Below are 17347 nucleotides of genomic sequence, written 5' to 3' on the forward strand. Positions count from 1 at the left end.
GGCCGTCGGGCCACCTGCGGCAGGATGGGGGCATGCGGATCGACCTGCACACCCACTCCAGCGTCTCCGACGGCACGGACACCCCCAGCCAGCTGATGCGCAAGGCCGCCCAGGTCGGCCTAGACGTGATCGGCCTGACCGACCATGACACGTTCGACGGGTTGCGCGAGGCGCGGCTGGCCGCGAGCGAGGCCGGGGTGACGCTGCTGCCGGGCCTGGAGATGTCGTGCAGGCTGGAGGGCGCGAGCGTCCACCTGCTCGGCTACGGCTGCGATCCGCACGCGGAGGTGTTGCTCGACGAACTGGCGAAGATCCGGGTCGGACGCTCGGGCCGGCTGCCCGACATGCTGGCGCGGCTGGCGTCCCTCGGAATGCCGCTGACCGAGACCGAGATCGCCGCGCAGGTGGGCGCCAGCCCGTCGCTGGGGCGTCCGCACGTCGCGGACGCGATGGTCGCCAAGGGCTATGTGGCCGACCGCCAGGAGGCCTTCGACCGCTACCTGGGAGAGGGCTGCCCGGCCTACGTGCACCGCTATTCGTGCGACCTGCGGCGCGGGATCGCGCTGGTCAGGCAGGCCAGGGGAGTGCCGGTGATCGCCCACCCGTGGGGCCGCGGCCGCGACCAGCAGCTCACGCCGGCGGTGTTGTCCGAGCTGACCATGGAGTACCGGCTCGAAGGGGTCGAGGTGAACCATCCCGACCACGACGCCGACACCCGGCAGCGCCTCGGCGCACTCGCCACCCGGCTGGGCCTGCTGCAACTCGGGTCGTCGGACCACCACGGGCTCGGTAAGGTCAACAACGACCTGGGCTGCGAGACGACCGCGCCCGAGGTGTACGAGGAGCTCGTGCGCCGCATCAGGTCCCGCGGCGGGCGCCTGTAGCCGGCGCAGCATTCTTTCGTTACGGCCACGACGAGCAGGAATCACGGCGGTCCGCGACAGGACACGCCGACCAGATCGGCCACGCCCCGGACGGACGGATCCGCGCTGCTTCCCGCGTTCGTCGGTGCCGCAGTGGTGGCAGGACCAGATCGCCCTGACCTGACGGAGACGAACCCCCGGGCGGACCTTTCGCAGGGGGCGGGTGACCCGGCGCGCCGGTGCCGTAATACTGGCCCCATGGCGACAACCACTAGCCACGAAGCGAACCCCGGTCCCGACGACGACCGATCGGCCGTCCCCGAGGGGGCCGCGACGGCCGGCGACGCCGCCGCCGACATCGAGTCGGGCCCCGCCCCCGGGTCGGCGGTGGACAGCCCGGACCAACCCGGGGCTCAGCCGGAACCGCAGGCCGACCCCGACGAGGAGCCCCTCGCGCTGCAGGCGGTGGCCCTGACCGCGGGCGACAGCGATCCGCTCGAGGTGTCGGCACGCTCGGGCGAGTTGACCCTGTGGCGCGGCGACGACGGGCTCGGCACCGCCGAACTCACCCTCGCCCTCAGTGGACGCTTCCGGCCGGTCACCGGGCAGGTGCGACTGCTGACCCGCGACGCCGATCCGGCTCTGCTGCGCCGCGAGGTGGTGGTCGCCCGGGTGCTGGACGCCGTCGAGGCCGAGCCCCGCCTCCGGGTGAAGGAGTACCTGCACTCGTGCCTGGTGCTGCACGGACGCCGGCACAACCGGCTCTCACCCCGGCAGGCGCTGGCCGAGGTCGGCTACGACGGTGACGACCACACTGCGATGGAAGACCTGCCGCCCGCCGACGCCGTCCGCGTCGCGGTGGCCGGGGCCCTGTTGGCTCGACCGGTCGCGGTCACCGTCGACCGGGTCGACCGGGGCATCGCCGACGACGACTGGGCGGCGCTGAGGGCCGACCTACGCCGTGCCGCAGAACTGAGCGGGGTGGCCATCGTCGCCTCCGCCGTCCGCGATTCACAGGAGCAGCGATGAGACAGTTGTGGAACCTCACCCTCACCGAACTGCGCCGCTTCCGGGGACCCCTGCCGATGCTGTCGGCGATCTTCCTGGTTCTCGTGCCGTTGCTGTACGGGGCGATCTACCTGTGGTCGAACTGGGACCCGTACGGTCGGCTCGACCGGCTGCAGGTCGCCGTCGTCGACCTCGACGAGCCTGTCACCGTCGAGGGCAAGAAGGTGTCCGGCGGTGCCGACCTGGTCGAGCAGCTCACCAAGGACACCTCGTCGTTCACCTGGGTGGTGACTGACGCCGCTACCGCGGCTGACGGCGTCGCCGACGGCAGCTTCGCGTTCAGCATCACGGTGCCGAAGGATTTCTCGGCCGATCTGACCTCGATCGCCACCTCGGACACGCCGACGCGCGCCCGCGTCGATGTGGCCTTCGACAACTCCCAGGGCTACATCCTCGGCATCATGGCCGAGACCGCCGAGAAGGAGCTGCAGACCCAGCTGAACGCGGCCGCGGTGAAGGCGTACGCGGACACCGCGCTGGGGTCGGTGGGCACGATCCGCAGAGGGCTCGCCGAGGCGACCGAGGCGTCCGGTGAGCTGGCGAAGGGCGGTCAGCAGGTCGCCGACGGGGTCAAGACCATGGAGAACAAGGTCGTTCCGGTGGTGAACAGAGTCTCGGACGTGCTGCGCAGGTCCGCCAAGGAGGCCGCCGGGGTGAGTCGCGACGTGGCGAGCACCACCAAGACCATCGCCGCGCTCGCCAAGGACGCCGACGGTAAGCAGGACGACGTCGCCGACGCACTGGACGCCCTGCTGGAGGCGCACCCGGACCTGGCCGACGACCAGGTCTTCAAGGACCTGAAGCGGGCGGTGGGACGGGTCAGCGAGGTCACCGGATCGGTGAAATCCACCACATCGCGGGTGGCCACCGACGCCGGCAAGGTGGCCGATGCCGCGGCAACGGTGAACCGCCGGGTCCCCGAGATCATCGGCGCAGCCGAGACCGCCGTCGAGCAGATCGACAAGCTGGCCAAGGGCGCGCAGCGGGTTGCCGACGGCCAGAAGAAGTTGACCGCCGGACTGAAGAAGGCCACCAACGCGCTGCCCAAACTGACCGCCGCCGAGCGGGCCAAGGACGCCGACGCGGTCTCCAACCCTGTCCACATCGCCTCGCACGTCGCAAATCCGGCCACCTACTACGGACGCGGCCTCGCCCCGTTCTTCTTCGGGGTGTCGCTGTGGGTATTCGGCCTGGTCGCGTTCGTGCTGATGCGTCCGATCTCGAAGCGGGCCATCGCAGCAGGTACCAGTCCGGCGCTGGTGGCACTGGGTGGCTGGTTGCCGCCCGCGCTGCTGGGCTCGGCCGGTGCCCTGGTGCTGCTCGCGGTCACCGACCTGGCGCTGGGCCTGGACCCGCTCGACCTGGCGGGTACGGCGGGGATCTCGGTGCTGGCCGTCTGCGCGTTCACCGCCCTGGCGCAGACCCTGCGCACCTGGCTCGGCCTGGTGGGCAGCGCGATCATGCTGGTGATCCTGATCGTCCAGTTGGGCGCGGCCGGCGGGCTGTATCCCGTCGAAGTGATGCCCGCGTTCTTCCAGGTGGTGCACCCGTGGATGCCGATGACCTACCTGGTGGAGGGGCTTCGGGTGACGATCAGCGGCGGGCCGGCCGGCCAGCTCGCCATGGCGTGGTGGGTGCTGGGCGGTCTGCTGGTCGCGTCCGTCATCTCGACGGCTGTTGCGGCCTGGACGCAACGGCGCTGGACGCCGACGCGCCTGCGCCCGCCCCTGGAATGACACGGGTCGAGACCCGGAACCGTCATCCCGGGCTTGCCCGGGGATCGTCATTGGTCGGCTGTGGAGACCCGTCGTCCGTCATCCCGGCTTGCCGTGGGATCTCACCCCGGGCCGGATCGGTCGGCTCGGCCCCAGCCGCGGCGGTGATAGGCTCGCGACATGCAGCGATCCACCGACTGGCGTAGCCGCTGACGGCTCGCTGCACCGCCCCCTGGGCCGTCGAGATCGACGGCCCTTTCGCATGTCCGGACGACGAACGAACGAGTGACACGATGACTGAAACGCCCCTGGACGACGCCGGCGACGAGCTTGCCGCGTCCACCTCAGACGCCTCGCTGCGGCGAACCGAGGCACGCAGCGCCGAGATCGAGCAGCAGATCGCGACCGACCCGTCCAGGTTCCGGATCATGACCGGCGACCGGCCCACCGGCGCCCTGCACATCGGCCACTACTTCGGCTCGCTGGCCAACCGCGTCCGGCTGCAGGACGCCGGGGTCGAGACCATCATCCTGATCGCCGACTACCAGGTGATCACCGACCGCGACGGCACCGGACCCATCCGCGAGCGGGCGATCAACATGGTCGCCGACTACCTGGCCATCGGCATCGACCCCGCCCGCAGCACCATCTACGCCCACTCGGCCGTGCCGGCGTTGAACCAACTCATGCTGCCCTTCCTGTCCCTGGTGACCGACGCAGAACTGCGCCGCAACCCGACGGTGAAGGCCGAGCTCGAGGCGACCGGCGACCGTCCCATGTCGGGGCTGCTGCTGACCTATCCGGTGCATCAGGCCGCCGACATCCTGTTCTGCAAGGCGAACCTGGTGCCGGTCGGCAAGGACCAGTTGCCGCACCTGGAGCAGACCCGCGTCGTCGCGCGCCGCTTCGACGAGCGCTACGGCCGGGCCAACCCGGCTCAGCCGGTGTTTCCGCAGGCCGAGGCGCTGTTGTCCAAGGCGCCGACGGTGCTGGGCCTGGACGGCACCAAGATGAGCAAGTCCAAGGGCAACGTGATCGAGCTCGGAATGGACGCCGACACCACCGCCCGGCTGATCAGGAAGGCCGTCACCGACTCCGACCGGCACATCACCTACGACCCGGCGAACCGGCCCGAGGTGTCGAACCTGCTGATGCTGGCCGCGCTGTGCACCGGCGGCGACCCGGTCACGATCGCCGAGGAGATCGGCGACGGCGGCGGCGGTGGGCTGAAGAAGGTCGTCACCGCCGCGGTCAACGACTTCTTCGCCCCGATCCGGGCCCGGCGCGCCGAACTGGTCGCCGACCAGGCCCACCTGCTCGGGGTGCTGCGTGAGGGCAACGCCCGCGCCAACGCGATCGCCGACGCCACCCTCGACGAGGTGCGTGCGGCGATGGGGATGGTCTACTGACGGACGCCGTCGGCCCCCGCGTCCCTTCGGTTCGCCCGGGCGCGCACCCGGGTATCGAACCCTTCCGGGTCGTCGGGGGAACGGGCGGGCCAGCACGTCACCCGTGCAGGGGACGCGGTACGGTCGATGCCGCGGCATTTGCTGTGAAAGCATGGCCCTGCCGCGGCCTCGCCGCGCGCCACACACTTCGGGGGAATCACTCATGTCACTGACGTCTGCGCGGGCACTGACCCGCAGCGCGGCGCTCCTTCTCAGCACAGTTCTGCTCGGCCTGGTCGGCCTTGGCGCTTCGACGCCGGCGCAGGCCGTGTCGGAGGTCGCGGTCGACGGGGTGGGCTCCGGACCGTCGCAGACCTTCACCCTGAACGGCGGCTACTACCGCTTCGACCTGGCCTACGCGGGCAACTCCGAGAACGGTGACGTGCCGCAGTTCTACGCCCAGCTCGAGGGCCGCGGCCGCGTCTCGTGGCTGCTCGCCTGGGACTACGAGACCGGCAGCACCATCACCCGCTTCATCGAGGTCCCCGAGCAGATGAAGATGTGGATCGTCGTGAAGGACGCCGCCGACGACGCCTCCTGGTCCGTCGACGTCAGCCCGGTCGCCGAACCCACGTCGACGGTGACGTCGCTCAAGGTGTCCGGCACCGGACCCGACGCCACCACGCTGAGCCGGGTCAAGACGGGCACCTACTACGTCACCTACACGTACTCGAACAACTACGACGCCTACGGCGCCACTGACTTCTACCTCGGTCTGAACGAATCCGGCAACGGCTGGCAGGACATCACCCATCGCGAGCTCTCCGCCTCGGGCTCGGGCTCCGCGACCGTGAAGATCGGAACCACGGGCACCTACTGGTTCGAGACCCTGTACGCCGGCAAGAACTCCTCCTGGTCCGTCACCCTGGCGCCGTTCAAGAAGCTGACCGCCGCGACGCCCAAGATCTCGGGCACCGCCAAGGTCGGCAAGACCCTCACCGCGAAGGCGGGCACCTGGACGTCCGGGGCGAAGCTCACCTATCAGTGGTACCGCGGCAGCTCCAAGATCTCGGGTGCCACGAAGTCGACCTACAAGCTGACGTCGGCGTCGAAGGGCAAGAACCTCAAGGTCAAGGTGACCGGCAAGAAGGCCGGCTACACCACCGTGACCAAGACGTCGGCAGCGACCGCCACGGTCAAGAAGTAACCGCCCGGGCGTCCCGGCTGCACTGGTTCACCGCTGCCCGCCGTGGCACAGTGGCCCGATGGCGAAGGGCGCACCGAAGGAGAGTCGGCACGGCGTCGAGCTGAGCAACCTCGACCAGCCCTTGTTCACCGGCGCCGGGGCGACCAAGCGTGACCTGATCGACTACCTCGAGGCCGTCGCGCCGTTCATGCTTCCCGGGCTGCGCGACCGGCCGCTGTCGGTGGTTCGTGTGCGACCCGGACAGCAGCCGTTCATGCAGAAGAATCTGCCCGACTACGCTCCTGACTACGTGCAATGGACCCCGGTGTGGTCGGACGCCGGGCATCGTGAGATCCACTACCCGCTGTGCAACGACCTGCGGACCCTGCTCTGGTTCGGTAACCAGCGCGCGGTGGAGTTCCACCCGACCCTGATGGTGCCGGAGTACGGCGACACCACCGACGTGCTCGGCGGCACGGTCACGCACCTGGTACTCGACCTCGATCCGCCCGAGGGCAGCGGTTTCAACGTGGTGGTAGCTGTCGCACACCAGGTGCGGGCGGCCCTCGACGCCGTCGGGTTGCAGGGGGCGGTGAAGACGTCCGGCTCGAAGGGGCTGCACGTCATGGTGCCCGTGCGCGACCTCGACCTTCCGGACGCCGCCGCCGCGACCCGGGCGCTCGCGGCACGCACCGAAGCCCTCGACCCGGGCGTCGCCACCACCGCGTTCCTCAAGGCCGATCGCGGCGGCCGGGTCTTCGTCGACTCGACGCGTGCCGGTGGCGGATCGCTGGCGTGCGCGTTCAGCCCACGCGTCCGGCCCGGGACGACGGTGTCCTATCCGGTGTCGTGGGGCGATCTGGACGCTGTGAAGCCCGCCGACTTCACTGTGCGATCGGTGTTGCCGCTGCCGACGGACGATCCCTGGGCGGCGCTGTTGCCTGAGCCGCAGCAGGTATCCGGTGAGGTTGTCGAGCAGGGGCACGGCATTCCCATCGCCCGGGTGGCGGCGATGCACGAGGGCAAGCGCCGCAAGCGGGCGAGCCAGGCCCGCGCAGAGTAGTAACTCCCCGCCATCCCACTGGTCGACCGGGAGAACCCGGCGTCCGCCGCGACGAGGGGCGGAGGACTGACGACGCTGCGACTACTCGGTACCGAGCGCTTCCTTCTCGGCGCCGATCGTGGTGTCGTCGCCGTGGCCGGTCTTCACCACCGTGTCGTCGGGCAGCTCGAACAGCTTGGCCCGGATCGACGCCACGAGGGTGTCCCGATCGCTGAAGCTGCGGCCGGTGGCGCCGGGGCCGCCGTTGAACAGCGTGTCCCCGCTGAAGAGCGTGTTCAGCGCGGGCAGGTGGAAGCACACAGCACCCGGGGCGTGGCCCGGGGTGTGCAGCACCCGCAACGTCTGGCCCGCGATGGTGATCTCCTGCCCGTCGCTGAGCTCGCCGTCGGGCGGGGTGTCGTGGGTGAGCGCCCACACCGGCGCGTCGTCGGGGTGCAGCAGCACCGGCGCCTTGGTGATGCGGCCCAGCGCTGGTGCCCAGCGGACGTGGTCGTCGTGGGCGTGGGTGCACAGCACAGCCTGCACCCGGCGTCCGTCGATCAGTGTCACGATGGCGGGCAGGTCATGGGGAGCGTCGATCACGACGCAGTCCCGGTCGTCGCCGATCACCCACACGTTGTTGTCGACGTCGAAGGTCTCGCCGTCGAGCGAAAAGGTGCCGGAGGTCACCGCGTGGTCGATGCGGACCGCCATCAGAAGACCACCACCGAACGCAGCACGTCGCCGCCGTGCATCTTGTCGAACGCCGCCTCGACCCCGTCGATGCCGATCTCCTCGGTGACGAACGCGTCCAGCGGCAGCCGGCCCTGCAGGTACAGGTCGATCAGCATCGGGAAGTCCCGGCTCGGCAGGCAGTCGCCGTACCACGACGACTTCAGCGAACCGCCCCGGCCGAACACGTCGAGCAGCGGCAGTTCGAGTTGCATCTCGGGGGTGGGGACGCCGACCAGCACGACCGTGCCCGCCAGGTCCCGGCCGTAGAACGCCTGCTTCCAGGTTTCGGGACGACCGACCGCGTCGATCACCACGTCGGCACCGAAGCCGTCAGTCAGCTGCTGGATCGCTTCGACGGGATCGGACTGCTTGGAGTTGACGGTGTGCGTGGCGCCGAGTTCCTTGGCCTTGTTCAGCTTGCGGTCGTCCAGGTCGACGGCGATGATCCGGTTCGCGCCTGCCAGCCGGGCTCCGGCGATCGCGGCGGAACCGACCCCGCCGCAGCCGATCACCGCGACGGAGTCGCCGCGCCCGACGTTTCCCGTGTTCAAGGCGGCCCCCAGGCCGGCCATCACACCGCAGCCGAGCAGCCCCGCGGCGGCTGGGCGGGCGGCCGGATCGACCTTGGTGCACTGCCCGGCGGCGACCAGCGTCTTGTCGATGAACGCGCCGATGCCGAGCGCCGGAGAGAGTTCGGTGCCGTCGGTCAGGGTCATCTTCTGTTTGGCGTTGTGCGTGGCGAAGCAGTACCACGGACGCCCGCGGCGGCAAGCCCGGCAGGCGCCGCACACCGCACGCCAGTTGAGGACGACGAAGTCACCGGGCGCCAGGTCGTGCACCTCAGGGCCCACCGATTCGACGATGCCGGCCGCCTCGTGCCCGAGCAGGTAGGGGTAGTCGTCGCCGATGCCGCCCTCGCGGTAGTGCAGGTCGGTGTGGCACACGCCGCAGGCCTGGATCGCGACCACCGCCTCGCCGGGGCCTGGGTCGGGCACGTTCACCGTGACCAGTTCGACCGGAGCCCCCTTGCCGCGGGCGATGACGCCCTTCACCTGCTGCATATGTGTCGTGCCTCCCGTTGGATGGTTGTGTTCCGATCCTGTAGGGCCGAGCCTGACAGGTCAACCACCGGCCCGCGCTGGCGAGGCTTTCACAGTGCACTCGCCGCTGGCGCACAGCCAGCCGTCCCGGACGGGCCCGACGGCCGGCCGGTGAGGGGTCGGCGGTTCTCAGCAACGCCCAATACTGACAACAACGGTGGCTGCTTTCGTGTCACAACACGAAAGCAGCCACCGTTGGTGAAACCAGTGGGCGTTGCAGAGAACGGACGCCCCCGGGTGACCCCGGACGACCTGGATGTCCCGGACGGCCCGCCGCGAGGCGTCCGATACCGGGCGGTCGTGCCGGCTGAGCCTGGGAGCCCTACTCGGCCGCGCCGGCCTGCTGCGAGAGGCCCGAGGAGGAGCGCCGGCGGCGCCGGCGACGGGGCTTGTCGGACGCCGGATCTCCGGCCTGATCCGCAGTGGCCTCGCTCGTGGTGGTGTCGGGCTGCACCGGCTTGTCGGCGCCGCCGGAACGACGCCGCTTGCGCCGCACCCGGCCGTCATTGGTCTCGACCCGCTCGGCCTTCGGGCCACGCTCACGCGGCTGGCGCGGTTCGCGCGGCTCGGGCGGCTTGGGTGGGGCGATCCGGCCCTTGGTGCCGGGCTCGATGCCCAACTCGGTGAACAGGTGCTTCGAGGTCGAGTAGGTCTCGGCCGGGTCGGGATGACCGAGATCGAGGGTCTTGTTGATCACCTTCCACCGGGTCAGGTCGGCCCAGTCGACGAGGGTGACCGCGACGCCCTTCGCGCCGGCGCGTCCGGTGCGGCCGATCCGGTGCACATAGGTCTTGTCGTCATCGGGGCACTCGTAGTTGACCACGTGCGACACCCCGGTCACGTCGATGCCGCGGGCGGCGACGTCGGTGGCGACCAGCACCTTGACCTTGTCCTCATGGAACCGCTTCAGCGACTTCTCGCGGAGCGCCTGGTTGAGGTCGCCGTGCAGCGAGGTGACGCTGAAACCGCGGTCGGTCAGTTCGTCGCTGAGCCGCTGCGCGGACCGCTTGGTGCGGGTGAAGATGATCGTCTTGGTGCAGCCCTCGGCCTGCAGGAGGCGTCCGATCACCTCGGGCTTGTCGAGGTCGTGCGCCTGGTAGACGAACTGGTCGACCTCGGGCACGGTGACCGAGGCGTCCTGGGTCTCGGCGCGCACGTTGACCGGCTGGTTGAGGTACATCCGGGCCAGGCCCACCACCGCCGAGGGCATGGTGGCGCTGAACAGCATCGTCTGCCGGGTCGGCGGGGTCTTGGAGATCAGCCGCTCCACGTCGGGCAGGAAGCCCATGTCGAGCATCTCGTCGGCCTCGTCGAGCACCAGCACCTTCACCGCGGACAGGTCCAGCGAGCGGCGGGTGACCAGGTCGAGCAACCGGCCGGGGGTGCCGACCACGACGTCCACGCCACTGGTCAGGCTGCCGATCTGGTTGTCGTAGCCGACGCCGCCGTAGACGGTCAGGACGCGGGCCTTACGTACCGACGAGGCGACCTCGATGTCCTCGGCGACCTGCAGTGCGAGTTCCCGGGTCGGGCACATGACCAGCGCCTGCGGCTTGCCCTTGGGGGTCAGGTCGGCGTAGCCCTCGTCCGACTTCAGCACGATGCGCTGCAGCAGACTAACGCCGAAGGCGAGCGTCTTGCCGGTGCCCGTGCGCGCCTGGCCGATCATGTCGGTGCCGTTGATGGCGATCGGGATGGCGAGGGACTGGATGGGGAACGGGTGCTCGATCCCGACGGCGGCGAGCGCCTCGGAGATGGCGGGGATGACGCCGAGATCGGCGAAGGTGGTTGCGGGAGGAGCCTGGTCGATGTCCAGTTCCTCGATGGCGATGTCGCTCAGTGTGGTGGCCTAACGTGCACCGGCCGTCAGGCCGGTAAATGTGACACCCACGTCGGCGGCGCAACGTCGGCCGCGCAGACCGTGGGGACGCACATCCTGTGCGTTCGCCCGCCAGTCTACCCCGAACGCCTCAGACTGCGCCGAAGCCCACCCGGCGCACCGCTTCCTGGCCGATTTCGAGGTAGGCGATCTTGGCTGCGGGCACCAGCACCTTGCGGCCGCGCTCGTCGGTCAGGGTCAGCACCGAGTCGTTCTTGATCGCTTCGGTGAACGCGGTCTCGACGTCGCTGGACGACTCCTCCGACTCCAGCACGATCTCGCGCGGGGCGTGAATGACTCCGACCTTGATCTCCATTGCATCTCCTCACAGCTGGTTCGTCGCCAATCTAGTTGGGCGGGACGCCGCGGCGCAGCGCCGTACGCTGGCAGCGCAATTCGTCATGCCACGATCCTTCGGCGGCGCGAGAGCGGTGGAGAGGGGACAGTCCCCGCAGTCGGTGTCACTCGGCACGGCGGGTGTCGAGGCGGGCGGCCACGTCGGCGATCGCGGACCCGGTCAGCGCGAGATCGTAACCCGGGGGTGTCGACGACCAACGCCGGGACGGATAATCGGACCCGGCTCAACCACAGAACCAGGACGGCTTCATGACTCAACCGCGGATCACCGTGACCCCCATCCTCGTCGGCGACCTGCTGGTGGGGGAGGACGAACGGCTGCCGATCTACGTGCACCTGATCGACCATCCCGACGGCCGGGTGCTGGTCGACACCGGGCTGACCGAGTTGCATCCGGCGGTGGCGGACATGGACCCGCGGCTACGTCCACTCGACCAGCAGGACTTCGACCTCGCCCAGGTCGACTTCGTGGTGAACACACACCTTCACTTCGACCATTGCGGGGGCAACCACCTCTTCGCCGGCCGGCCGATCCACGTGCAACGCCAGGAGCTCACCGACGCCCGCACCCTGGCGGACTACACCATCCCCGAGTGGGTGGACGCACGCGGGGTGACCTACGTGCCCGTCGACGGCGAGACCGAGTTGCTGCCCGGCGTCCGGCTGCTGCCGTCACCGGGTCACACCAACGGCAGTCAGGTGGTGGTGGTCGAGGGCGGGGACCGTCCGATTGTGATCGCCGGCGACACCGCGGTCTGGCACGGCGAGCTGGATGACCCCCGGACCGAGGGTCAGCGGCTGATCCGGGCACTCGAACCGGCGGAGGTCTGGTTGGCCCACGCAGCCGAGCCGTGGGTGCCGACGGCCGGCTGAGGAATCAGCGGTGGCGGCCCGCCCGCGTTCCACGGCGCCTCATTCGGCGGAACGGGTGTAGATGCGGGCGACCAGGTCCTCGATCGCGGGCTCGGTCAGGGTGAGGTCGTCGACCCGGGCCTGGCCGGCGACGCTGGCGAACAGGGCCGCGGCGCTCACCTCGCCGGGGCGGAACGAGAGACGGACGCGGTGGCCGGCCGCTTCGACGGCGTCCAGCCGGGCGCCGGGCGGCAGGTCGAGGGAGTCGACCGGCTCGGCCAGGTCGGCGACCAGCACGCGTTCGGCGCCGGTGACTCGGGCCAGGTCGGCGGCGGTGCCGTCGAAGGCGGCCCTGCCGTGGTCGATGATCACCATCCGCTCGCACAGCCGTTGCACGTCGCCCAGGTCGTGCGTGGTGAGGAACAGGGTCGTGCCCCGTTCGTTCCGTTCGCGCTGCAGGAACTCGCGGAGGGCGTTCTTGCTGAGCACGTCGAGGCCGATCGTCGGCTCGTCGAGGACGAGCAGCTCGGGCGCGTGGACGAGGGCCGCGGCGATCTCGCCGCGCATCCGCTGGCCGAGTGACAGCTCCCGTACCGGCTGGGCCAGGAACTCTCCCAGGGCCAACTCCTCGACCAGCATCGCCACCCGCGGCCGCCACACCCCCTCCGGCAGCCGGTGCATCGCGGCGAGGATGGCGAAGCTGTCCCACAGCGGCAGGTCCCACCACAGCACGCTGCGCTGACCGAACACCACTCCGATCCTGCGGGCCAGCCGGCGCCGGGCCGGCACGGGATCCAGACCGCAAGTCCGCACGGTGCCGGCGGTCGGGGTGAGAATGCCGGTCAGCAGCTTGATGGTGGTCGACTTGCCCGAGCCGTTCGCCCCGAGGTAGCCGATCGCCTCGCCCGCCCGGACGCTCAGGTCGAGGGCGTCCAGTGCGCGCAGCGTGCCCCGCCTGCGCCGGTAGTCGCGGGTCAGCGCGGAGGTCTCGATGATCGCCATCTCAGCCCCCCGCCCCGGTGTAGCGACGGACGCCCGCCCGCCACAGCAATCCCACCACGGCCCACAGCAGGACGGCGACCGGCAGGCCGAGCCAGGCCATCGCCGGCTGGAACGGCCAGACCAGCTCGGCCCCGGTCAGGACGGCCGCCGGCACGTAGGCGACCAGGGTGGCGGGCACCACGAAGGTGAAGAACACCCGCACCGGCAGCAGCAGCGCACCGGCCGGCATGCTGGCCACGTAGCGGCCACCGTAGGTGATGGTGTTGCCGGCCTGGGCGCCGTCGATCAGCCAGAACTGTAGGCTGCCGGCCGCCACGAACAGTGCCCCGAAGATCAGCATCCCGGCGAGCGGGGCGCTGACGATGAGCGCCAGGCCTGCCCCGTCGAGCGGCACCTGGGCGTAGCACAGCGACCAGACGTAGATCAGCAGGCCGGTCGAGACCCGCCCCAGCCGGCGCAGCTGGACGTCGGCGGTGATCAGTTGCAGCAGCAGCGGCACCGGCCGCACCAGCAAGGTCTCCAACTGTCCGGTGCGGATCGCGACGTTGACCGTGTCGAGCTGGCCGAACACCATGTCGGCCAGCCCGAACGCCATCGACGACAATCCGTAGACCACGCAGGCCTGCACCAGCGTCATGCCGCCGAAGACCGGTGCGTTGTGCAGCAGCACGTACACCTCCACGAACTCGGTGACACTCAGCAGGGCCTGGGCCAGCAGGTCGCCGGCGAAGCTGCCCCGGTAGACGACCTGGGAGCGCAGCCGCGCGGAGAGCATCACCCGGAGCATCCGCAGTGCACCGATGCGGGAGTGCCGCGGATCGGCAGGTGCGGTGATGTGGTCAGCCACCCTGCACCACCATCCGGGTCAGCCCCCGCCGCAGCACGACCTGCGTCGCCAGCCCCAGGCCGGCCACCCACGCCAGCTGGACGCCGAGCGCCAGCCAGGGCGACCCAGTGCCCAGCACGACGTTGATCGGGGCCTGGAACATGCTCGGGAACGGGGTGGCGAGGGTGATCGCATAGAGCCAGTCGGGAAACCAGGACACCGGTACGAACAGCCCGCAGAGCAGGTTCATCACGATCATGTACAGGTTCAGGTAGCCGCGCACCTCGAGCACCCACAGCGCGGCGAGGTTGACCAGTAGCCAGCCCTGGAAGGCCAGGGTCACCGCAAGGGCGACCGACAGTAGTCCGAGCAGCCAGTCGCCGGCATGACCCGGGATCGCGAGGCCGGTGGTGATCGCCCCCAGCGCCAGCATCGGCGCCACCCGGACGAGCAGGGCGCTGGCGGCGCGTCCGAGTTCGGCGGCCAGCCAGCCGCCCGCCGGGGGGACCGGACGGAGAAGGTCGACGGCGATGTCGCCGGCCTTGATCCGCTGGGCCAGCTCAGAGCTGGCCCACATCGGGATCACGCCGACCAGGCATTGGCCCAGCCACACGTAGGTGGACGCCTGCAGGGCGTCGTAGCCGGCGATCATGCCGCCCGCGCCCGCCACCGCGGCCAGCAGCAGCGACGCCCTGACCAGCCCGAACACCACGTTGGTGACCATCGTCGCGACGATCGCGACCCGGTAGCGCAACTGCCGCCGGAAGCTCGCGGCGGCAAGCTCCCACAGCGCACGCACCCGCGACAGCCTAGACGGCTCGGTGTTCGTCATCCCGGGTCTGCCTCGGGATCCTGGGATGACGGGGGCCAACGAAGGTCACGACCCGGCCGAGGAAGAGGCCGGACGCCGTCGCGGCAATCTCCCGGCCGAAACGGACGGGCCGTTCGCGGCAGTGGCCCGGGCGCCGAAGGTCAGGCCGGGTTGTAGGCCTGGCGCTCGTCCTCGGTGGCGCGACGGATGACGATCCGCGTCCAGGCGCCCAGGTAGATGCGCTGGTCGGGGGCGAACTCGACCCGGCCTCGTCCGATCGGGTCCTTGGGCAGCGGACCCGCCGACTCTCCGACGAAGGTGCCGTTGCTGGATTCCAGGTCCTCGATCCACCAACGGGTGCCGTCGGTGGTGACCTGGGCGTGCCGCCGGCTCACGCCCGAATCGATCTCGCAGTCGATGTCGGGATGGATGTTGCGGCTCAGCGACCTGCGGCCGATCAGCGCCGTCGACGAGCGCAGCGGCACCACCTCGGGCAGGCCGGGGGAGGGCAACGCCTCGGTCGAACCCTGGGTGGCGTACCAGTCGGGGTCGATCCACACTTCGGCGACCCAGTCGACGGTGGTGTTCCTGGGTTGCAGCGGACGCCGTGAAGGCGGGGTCGGCGCCGGCGCCTTGGCCGTCGGCTCGGCTGGGCGCTCCTCAGTGGCCTCGGCGGGGACGGGCGCCTCACCCGGCGCGCCGGTGGCGGCCGGCGGATCACCGGCCGCCGGATCGCCGGCGGTGTCGGCACCTGCGCCGTCGGCAGCCTGGACGTCGCCCGCCGGCGTCGCTCCCGGCCCGCGCTGCGCGTCCGGGACCTGCGGGTCCGACGGCTTCTCGTCCGACGGCTGTGAGTCCGAGGGCTGCGTTTCCGAGGGCTGTTGCTCGGCCGGCTCCGCGGATTCGTCCGACCCGGGAACCTCGGCGGGCCCGTCCGGCCCGGGCTCGGAACTGACGAACGCGCCTACCCCGTCCGGAACGGGCTCGGGTGCCGGGCTCACGGGCTGCGGCGAGGTCGGGACCGCGCTGCGCGGCAGGGTGCCGGTGGTGAAGTCGTAGCCGCACGCCTCACAGAACAGGGCGTCGGCGGCGTTGCGGGCGCCGCAGTTGGGGCACACAGCCGCCTGCGGTTGCTGGGTGGGCGCCGCCGGCGGCGGGGCAGCGTCCGGGGTGACCGGCAGCCCGCAGATGTCGCAGTAGTCCTCGGCGGCCGAGGTGTGCCCGGCCGGACAGATCGCCATGTCAGCCCCTGATTCGCGTCGTCTTGGTGGAGGCGGTGTCCAGGGCCATCTCGTCGGCCTTGGCGACGCCGCGCTTCAACCGCACCGTACCGGTCTCGGCGTCGTCGATGTCGACGACCTTGCGCAGCTTCGCGGTCGCCTCGGCGTTGCCCGTCTCGGCGGCGAGCTGTGCGGCCCGGCCCAGCTTGGTGGTCGCCGTCCGCTCGTCACCGGTCGCCTTCGCCTGGAGCCCCTCCTGGATGGCCCGGGCCAGCTCGGTCTGACCGGTGTAGTGCGCCACCTCCGGGTTGATCTGCGCGGTCAGGTTCGTGTCCGAGGACCACTTCGCCTTGACCAGGCCTTGGGTGAGCACCTCGTTGCCGACGGCGAGCTGCACCCGGGCGGCCAGCTGTTCCTGGCCGACCGACTTGGCGGGCAGCCGGATCTGCAGGTGATAGTCGCGCTCCTCGTCACCCCACGAACCGGTCGGGTACGCCGCCGTCAACGGATTGATCCCGACGCCGCGCCCGGTCAGGTCCTCCACCGTGGGCGACACCTGCCGGACGAACAGCACCTGCGCACCCTGCGGGATCCACACGCGCAGGTCGGCCGCAGCGACCCCGCGGGCCATCGAGGCCTGCATCAGCTCTGCGAAGGCCTGGCCCAGCTGTGACGGGTTGGGAATGATGTCGACGGTGCCCAGCAGCGCCTGGGCGATCTTGCGGATCTCGGCGACCTTCCAGTCCACCCCGACGCCACGGCAGTCCACCTGGAACTGCCCCACACAGTTGCGGATGGCCAGGTCGAGCTGCTGTTGGGTCTCGTTGTGGTTCTCGCCGTCGGTGAGCAGGATGGCGTGTTTCTGGGCGAGGTGCCCGATCGAGTCGAACAGGGCCCGGGCGAGGTTCAGCCAGTTGCCCATCGCCGTGCCGCCGTCGGCACGGAAGTAGCCGATCGCCCGGCGCGCCTCGGCCCGGGTACGGGCGTCCATCCGGACCATGCCGGCCCCCGACTGCACCATCGGATAGGCGAGGTAGGCCTTGTGGTTGCCGGCGACCACCGCGAAGTAGGTGCCGTCGAGAATGTGGTCGAGGGCCACCATCGCCGCCTGCTTGGCGGCCGCCATGTTCGCGTTGCCCATCGAGCCCGACGTGTCGACGATGATGATCTCGCCGGCGTCCCCGCTGCCGGTCTGACCCGCGGCGCCGGCACCGCTGCAGGCGATCGTGACGATCGCATTGACGTCGGTGCCACCGTCGGGCAGGAACTCGTTCTGGTACACCGCGGAGGTGAACAGGGCCAT

Annotated in this window: 16 protein-coding genes; 7 read left to right on the plus strand and 9 right to left on the minus strand. The window is 70.4% G+C overall.

Annotated features, from left to right (window positions below):
- The first annotated feature begins 32 nt into the window (after positions 1-32).
- The 6 genes from OIE40_RS05395 (at position 33) to OIE40_RS05420 (ending at position 7283) form a co-directional block, all read left to right on the plus strand.
- A complete protein-coding gene (locus OIE40_RS05395) occupies positions 33-884 on the plus strand; it encodes a PHP domain-containing protein (protein WP_264700794.1) in 852 nt (283 codons plus the stop codon).
- A gap of 237 nt (positions 885-1121) precedes the next feature.
- Positions 1122-1892 (plus strand): hypothetical protein, encoded by a 771-nt coding sequence (locus OIE40_RS05400; protein WP_264700796.1) that lies wholly within the window; start codon positions 1122-1124, stop codon positions 1890-1892.
- Complete coding sequence (locus tag OIE40_RS05405; RefSeq protein ID WP_264700798.1) at positions 1889-3667, plus strand: YhgE/Pip domain-containing protein; 1779 nt, start codon at positions 1889-1891, stop codon at positions 3665-3667. The genes OIE40_RS05400 and OIE40_RS05405 overlap by 4 nt, the downstream gene beginning before the upstream one ends.
- Positions 3668-3939: 272 nt before the next feature.
- On the plus strand, positions 3940-5055 hold the full coding sequence (gene trpS, locus OIE40_RS05410) for a tryptophan--tRNA ligase (protein ID WP_264700801.1): 1116 nt from the start codon (positions 3940-3942) through the stop codon (positions 5053-5055).
- A 202-nt stretch (positions 5056-5257) separates the two neighbouring features.
- Positions 5258-6241: a hypothetical protein gene (locus OIE40_RS05415; protein ID WP_264700803.1), complete on the plus strand. Its 984-nt coding sequence runs from the start codon at positions 5258-5260 to the stop codon at positions 6239-6241.
- Between the two features lie 58 nt (positions 6242-6299).
- Positions 6300-7283 carry a DNA polymerase domain-containing protein gene (locus OIE40_RS05420; RefSeq protein WP_264700805.1) on the plus strand — a complete coding sequence of 328 codons (984 nt, stop codon included), beginning with the start codon at positions 6300-6302 and terminating at the stop codon, positions 7281-7283.
- An 81-nt stretch (positions 7284-7364) separates the two neighbouring features.
- On the opposite strand, the gene OIE40_RS05425 is transcribed toward OIE40_RS05420, so the two are convergent.
- From OIE40_RS05425 to OIE40_RS05440, 4 genes are all read right to left on the minus strand, one after another.
- Positions 7365-7976, minus strand: a complete 612-nt coding sequence (locus OIE40_RS05425; protein ID WP_264700806.1) for an MBL fold metallo-hydrolase — start codon at positions 7974-7976, stop codon at positions 7365-7367.
- Positions 7976-9058, minus strand: coding sequence for an S-(hydroxymethyl)mycothiol dehydrogenase (locus tag OIE40_RS05430; RefSeq protein ID WP_264700808.1), 1083 nt, complete (start codon positions 9056-9058; stop codon positions 7976-7978). The genes OIE40_RS05425 and OIE40_RS05430 overlap by 1 nt, the downstream gene beginning before the upstream one ends.
- Positions 9059-9419: 361 nt before the next feature.
- Positions 9420-10928, minus strand: coding sequence for a DEAD/DEAH box helicase (locus OIE40_RS05435; RefSeq protein WP_413774475.1), 1509 nt, complete (start codon positions 10926-10928; stop codon positions 9420-9422).
- Between the two features lie 139 nt (positions 10929-11067).
- Positions 11068-11292 (minus strand): DUF3107 domain-containing protein, encoded by a 225-nt coding sequence (locus tag OIE40_RS05440; RefSeq protein WP_264700810.1) that lies wholly within the window; start codon positions 11290-11292, stop codon positions 11068-11070.
- A 290-nt stretch (positions 11293-11582) separates the two neighbouring features.
- Between OIE40_RS05440 and OIE40_RS05445 the strand changes: the two genes are divergently transcribed.
- A complete protein-coding gene (locus OIE40_RS05445; protein WP_264700812.1) occupies positions 11583-12206 on the plus strand; it encodes an MBL fold metallo-hydrolase in 624 nt (207 codons plus the stop codon).
- 39 nt (positions 12207-12245) lie between these two features.
- On the opposite strand, the gene OIE40_RS05450 is transcribed toward OIE40_RS05445, so the two are convergent.
- From OIE40_RS05450 to OIE40_RS05470, 5 genes are all read right to left on the minus strand, one after another.
- Entirely contained in the window at positions 12246-13187 is a 942-nt protein-coding gene (locus OIE40_RS05450; RefSeq protein ID WP_264700814.1) for an ABC transporter ATP-binding protein, read from the minus strand.
- Position 13188: 1 nt separating this feature from the next.
- Positions 13189-14034 carry an ABC transporter permease gene (locus tag OIE40_RS05455; RefSeq protein ID WP_264700817.1) on the minus strand — a complete coding sequence of 282 codons (846 nt, stop codon included), beginning with the start codon at positions 14032-14034 and terminating at the stop codon, positions 13189-13191.
- Positions 14027-14812 carry an ABC transporter permease gene (locus tag OIE40_RS05460; RefSeq protein ID WP_264700819.1) on the minus strand — a complete coding sequence of 262 codons (786 nt, stop codon included), beginning with the start codon at positions 14810-14812 and terminating at the stop codon, positions 14027-14029. The genes OIE40_RS05455 and OIE40_RS05460 overlap by 8 nt, the downstream gene beginning before the upstream one ends.
- Positions 14813-14985: 173 nt before the next feature.
- Entirely contained in the window at positions 14986-16065 is a 1080-nt protein-coding gene (locus OIE40_RS05465; RefSeq protein ID WP_264700821.1) for a double zinc ribbon and FHA domain-containing protein, read from the minus strand.
- Between the two features lies 1 nt (position 16066).
- Positions 16067-17347, minus strand: coding sequence for a vWA domain-containing protein (locus OIE40_RS05470; protein WP_264700823.1), 1281 nt, complete (start codon positions 17345-17347; stop codon positions 16067-16069).

The organism is Micropruina sonneratiae (assembly GCF_025972045.1).
GTDB classification, from domain to species: domain Bacteria; phylum Actinomycetota; class Actinomycetes; order Propionibacteriales; family Propionibacteriaceae; genus Micropruina; species Micropruina sonneratiae.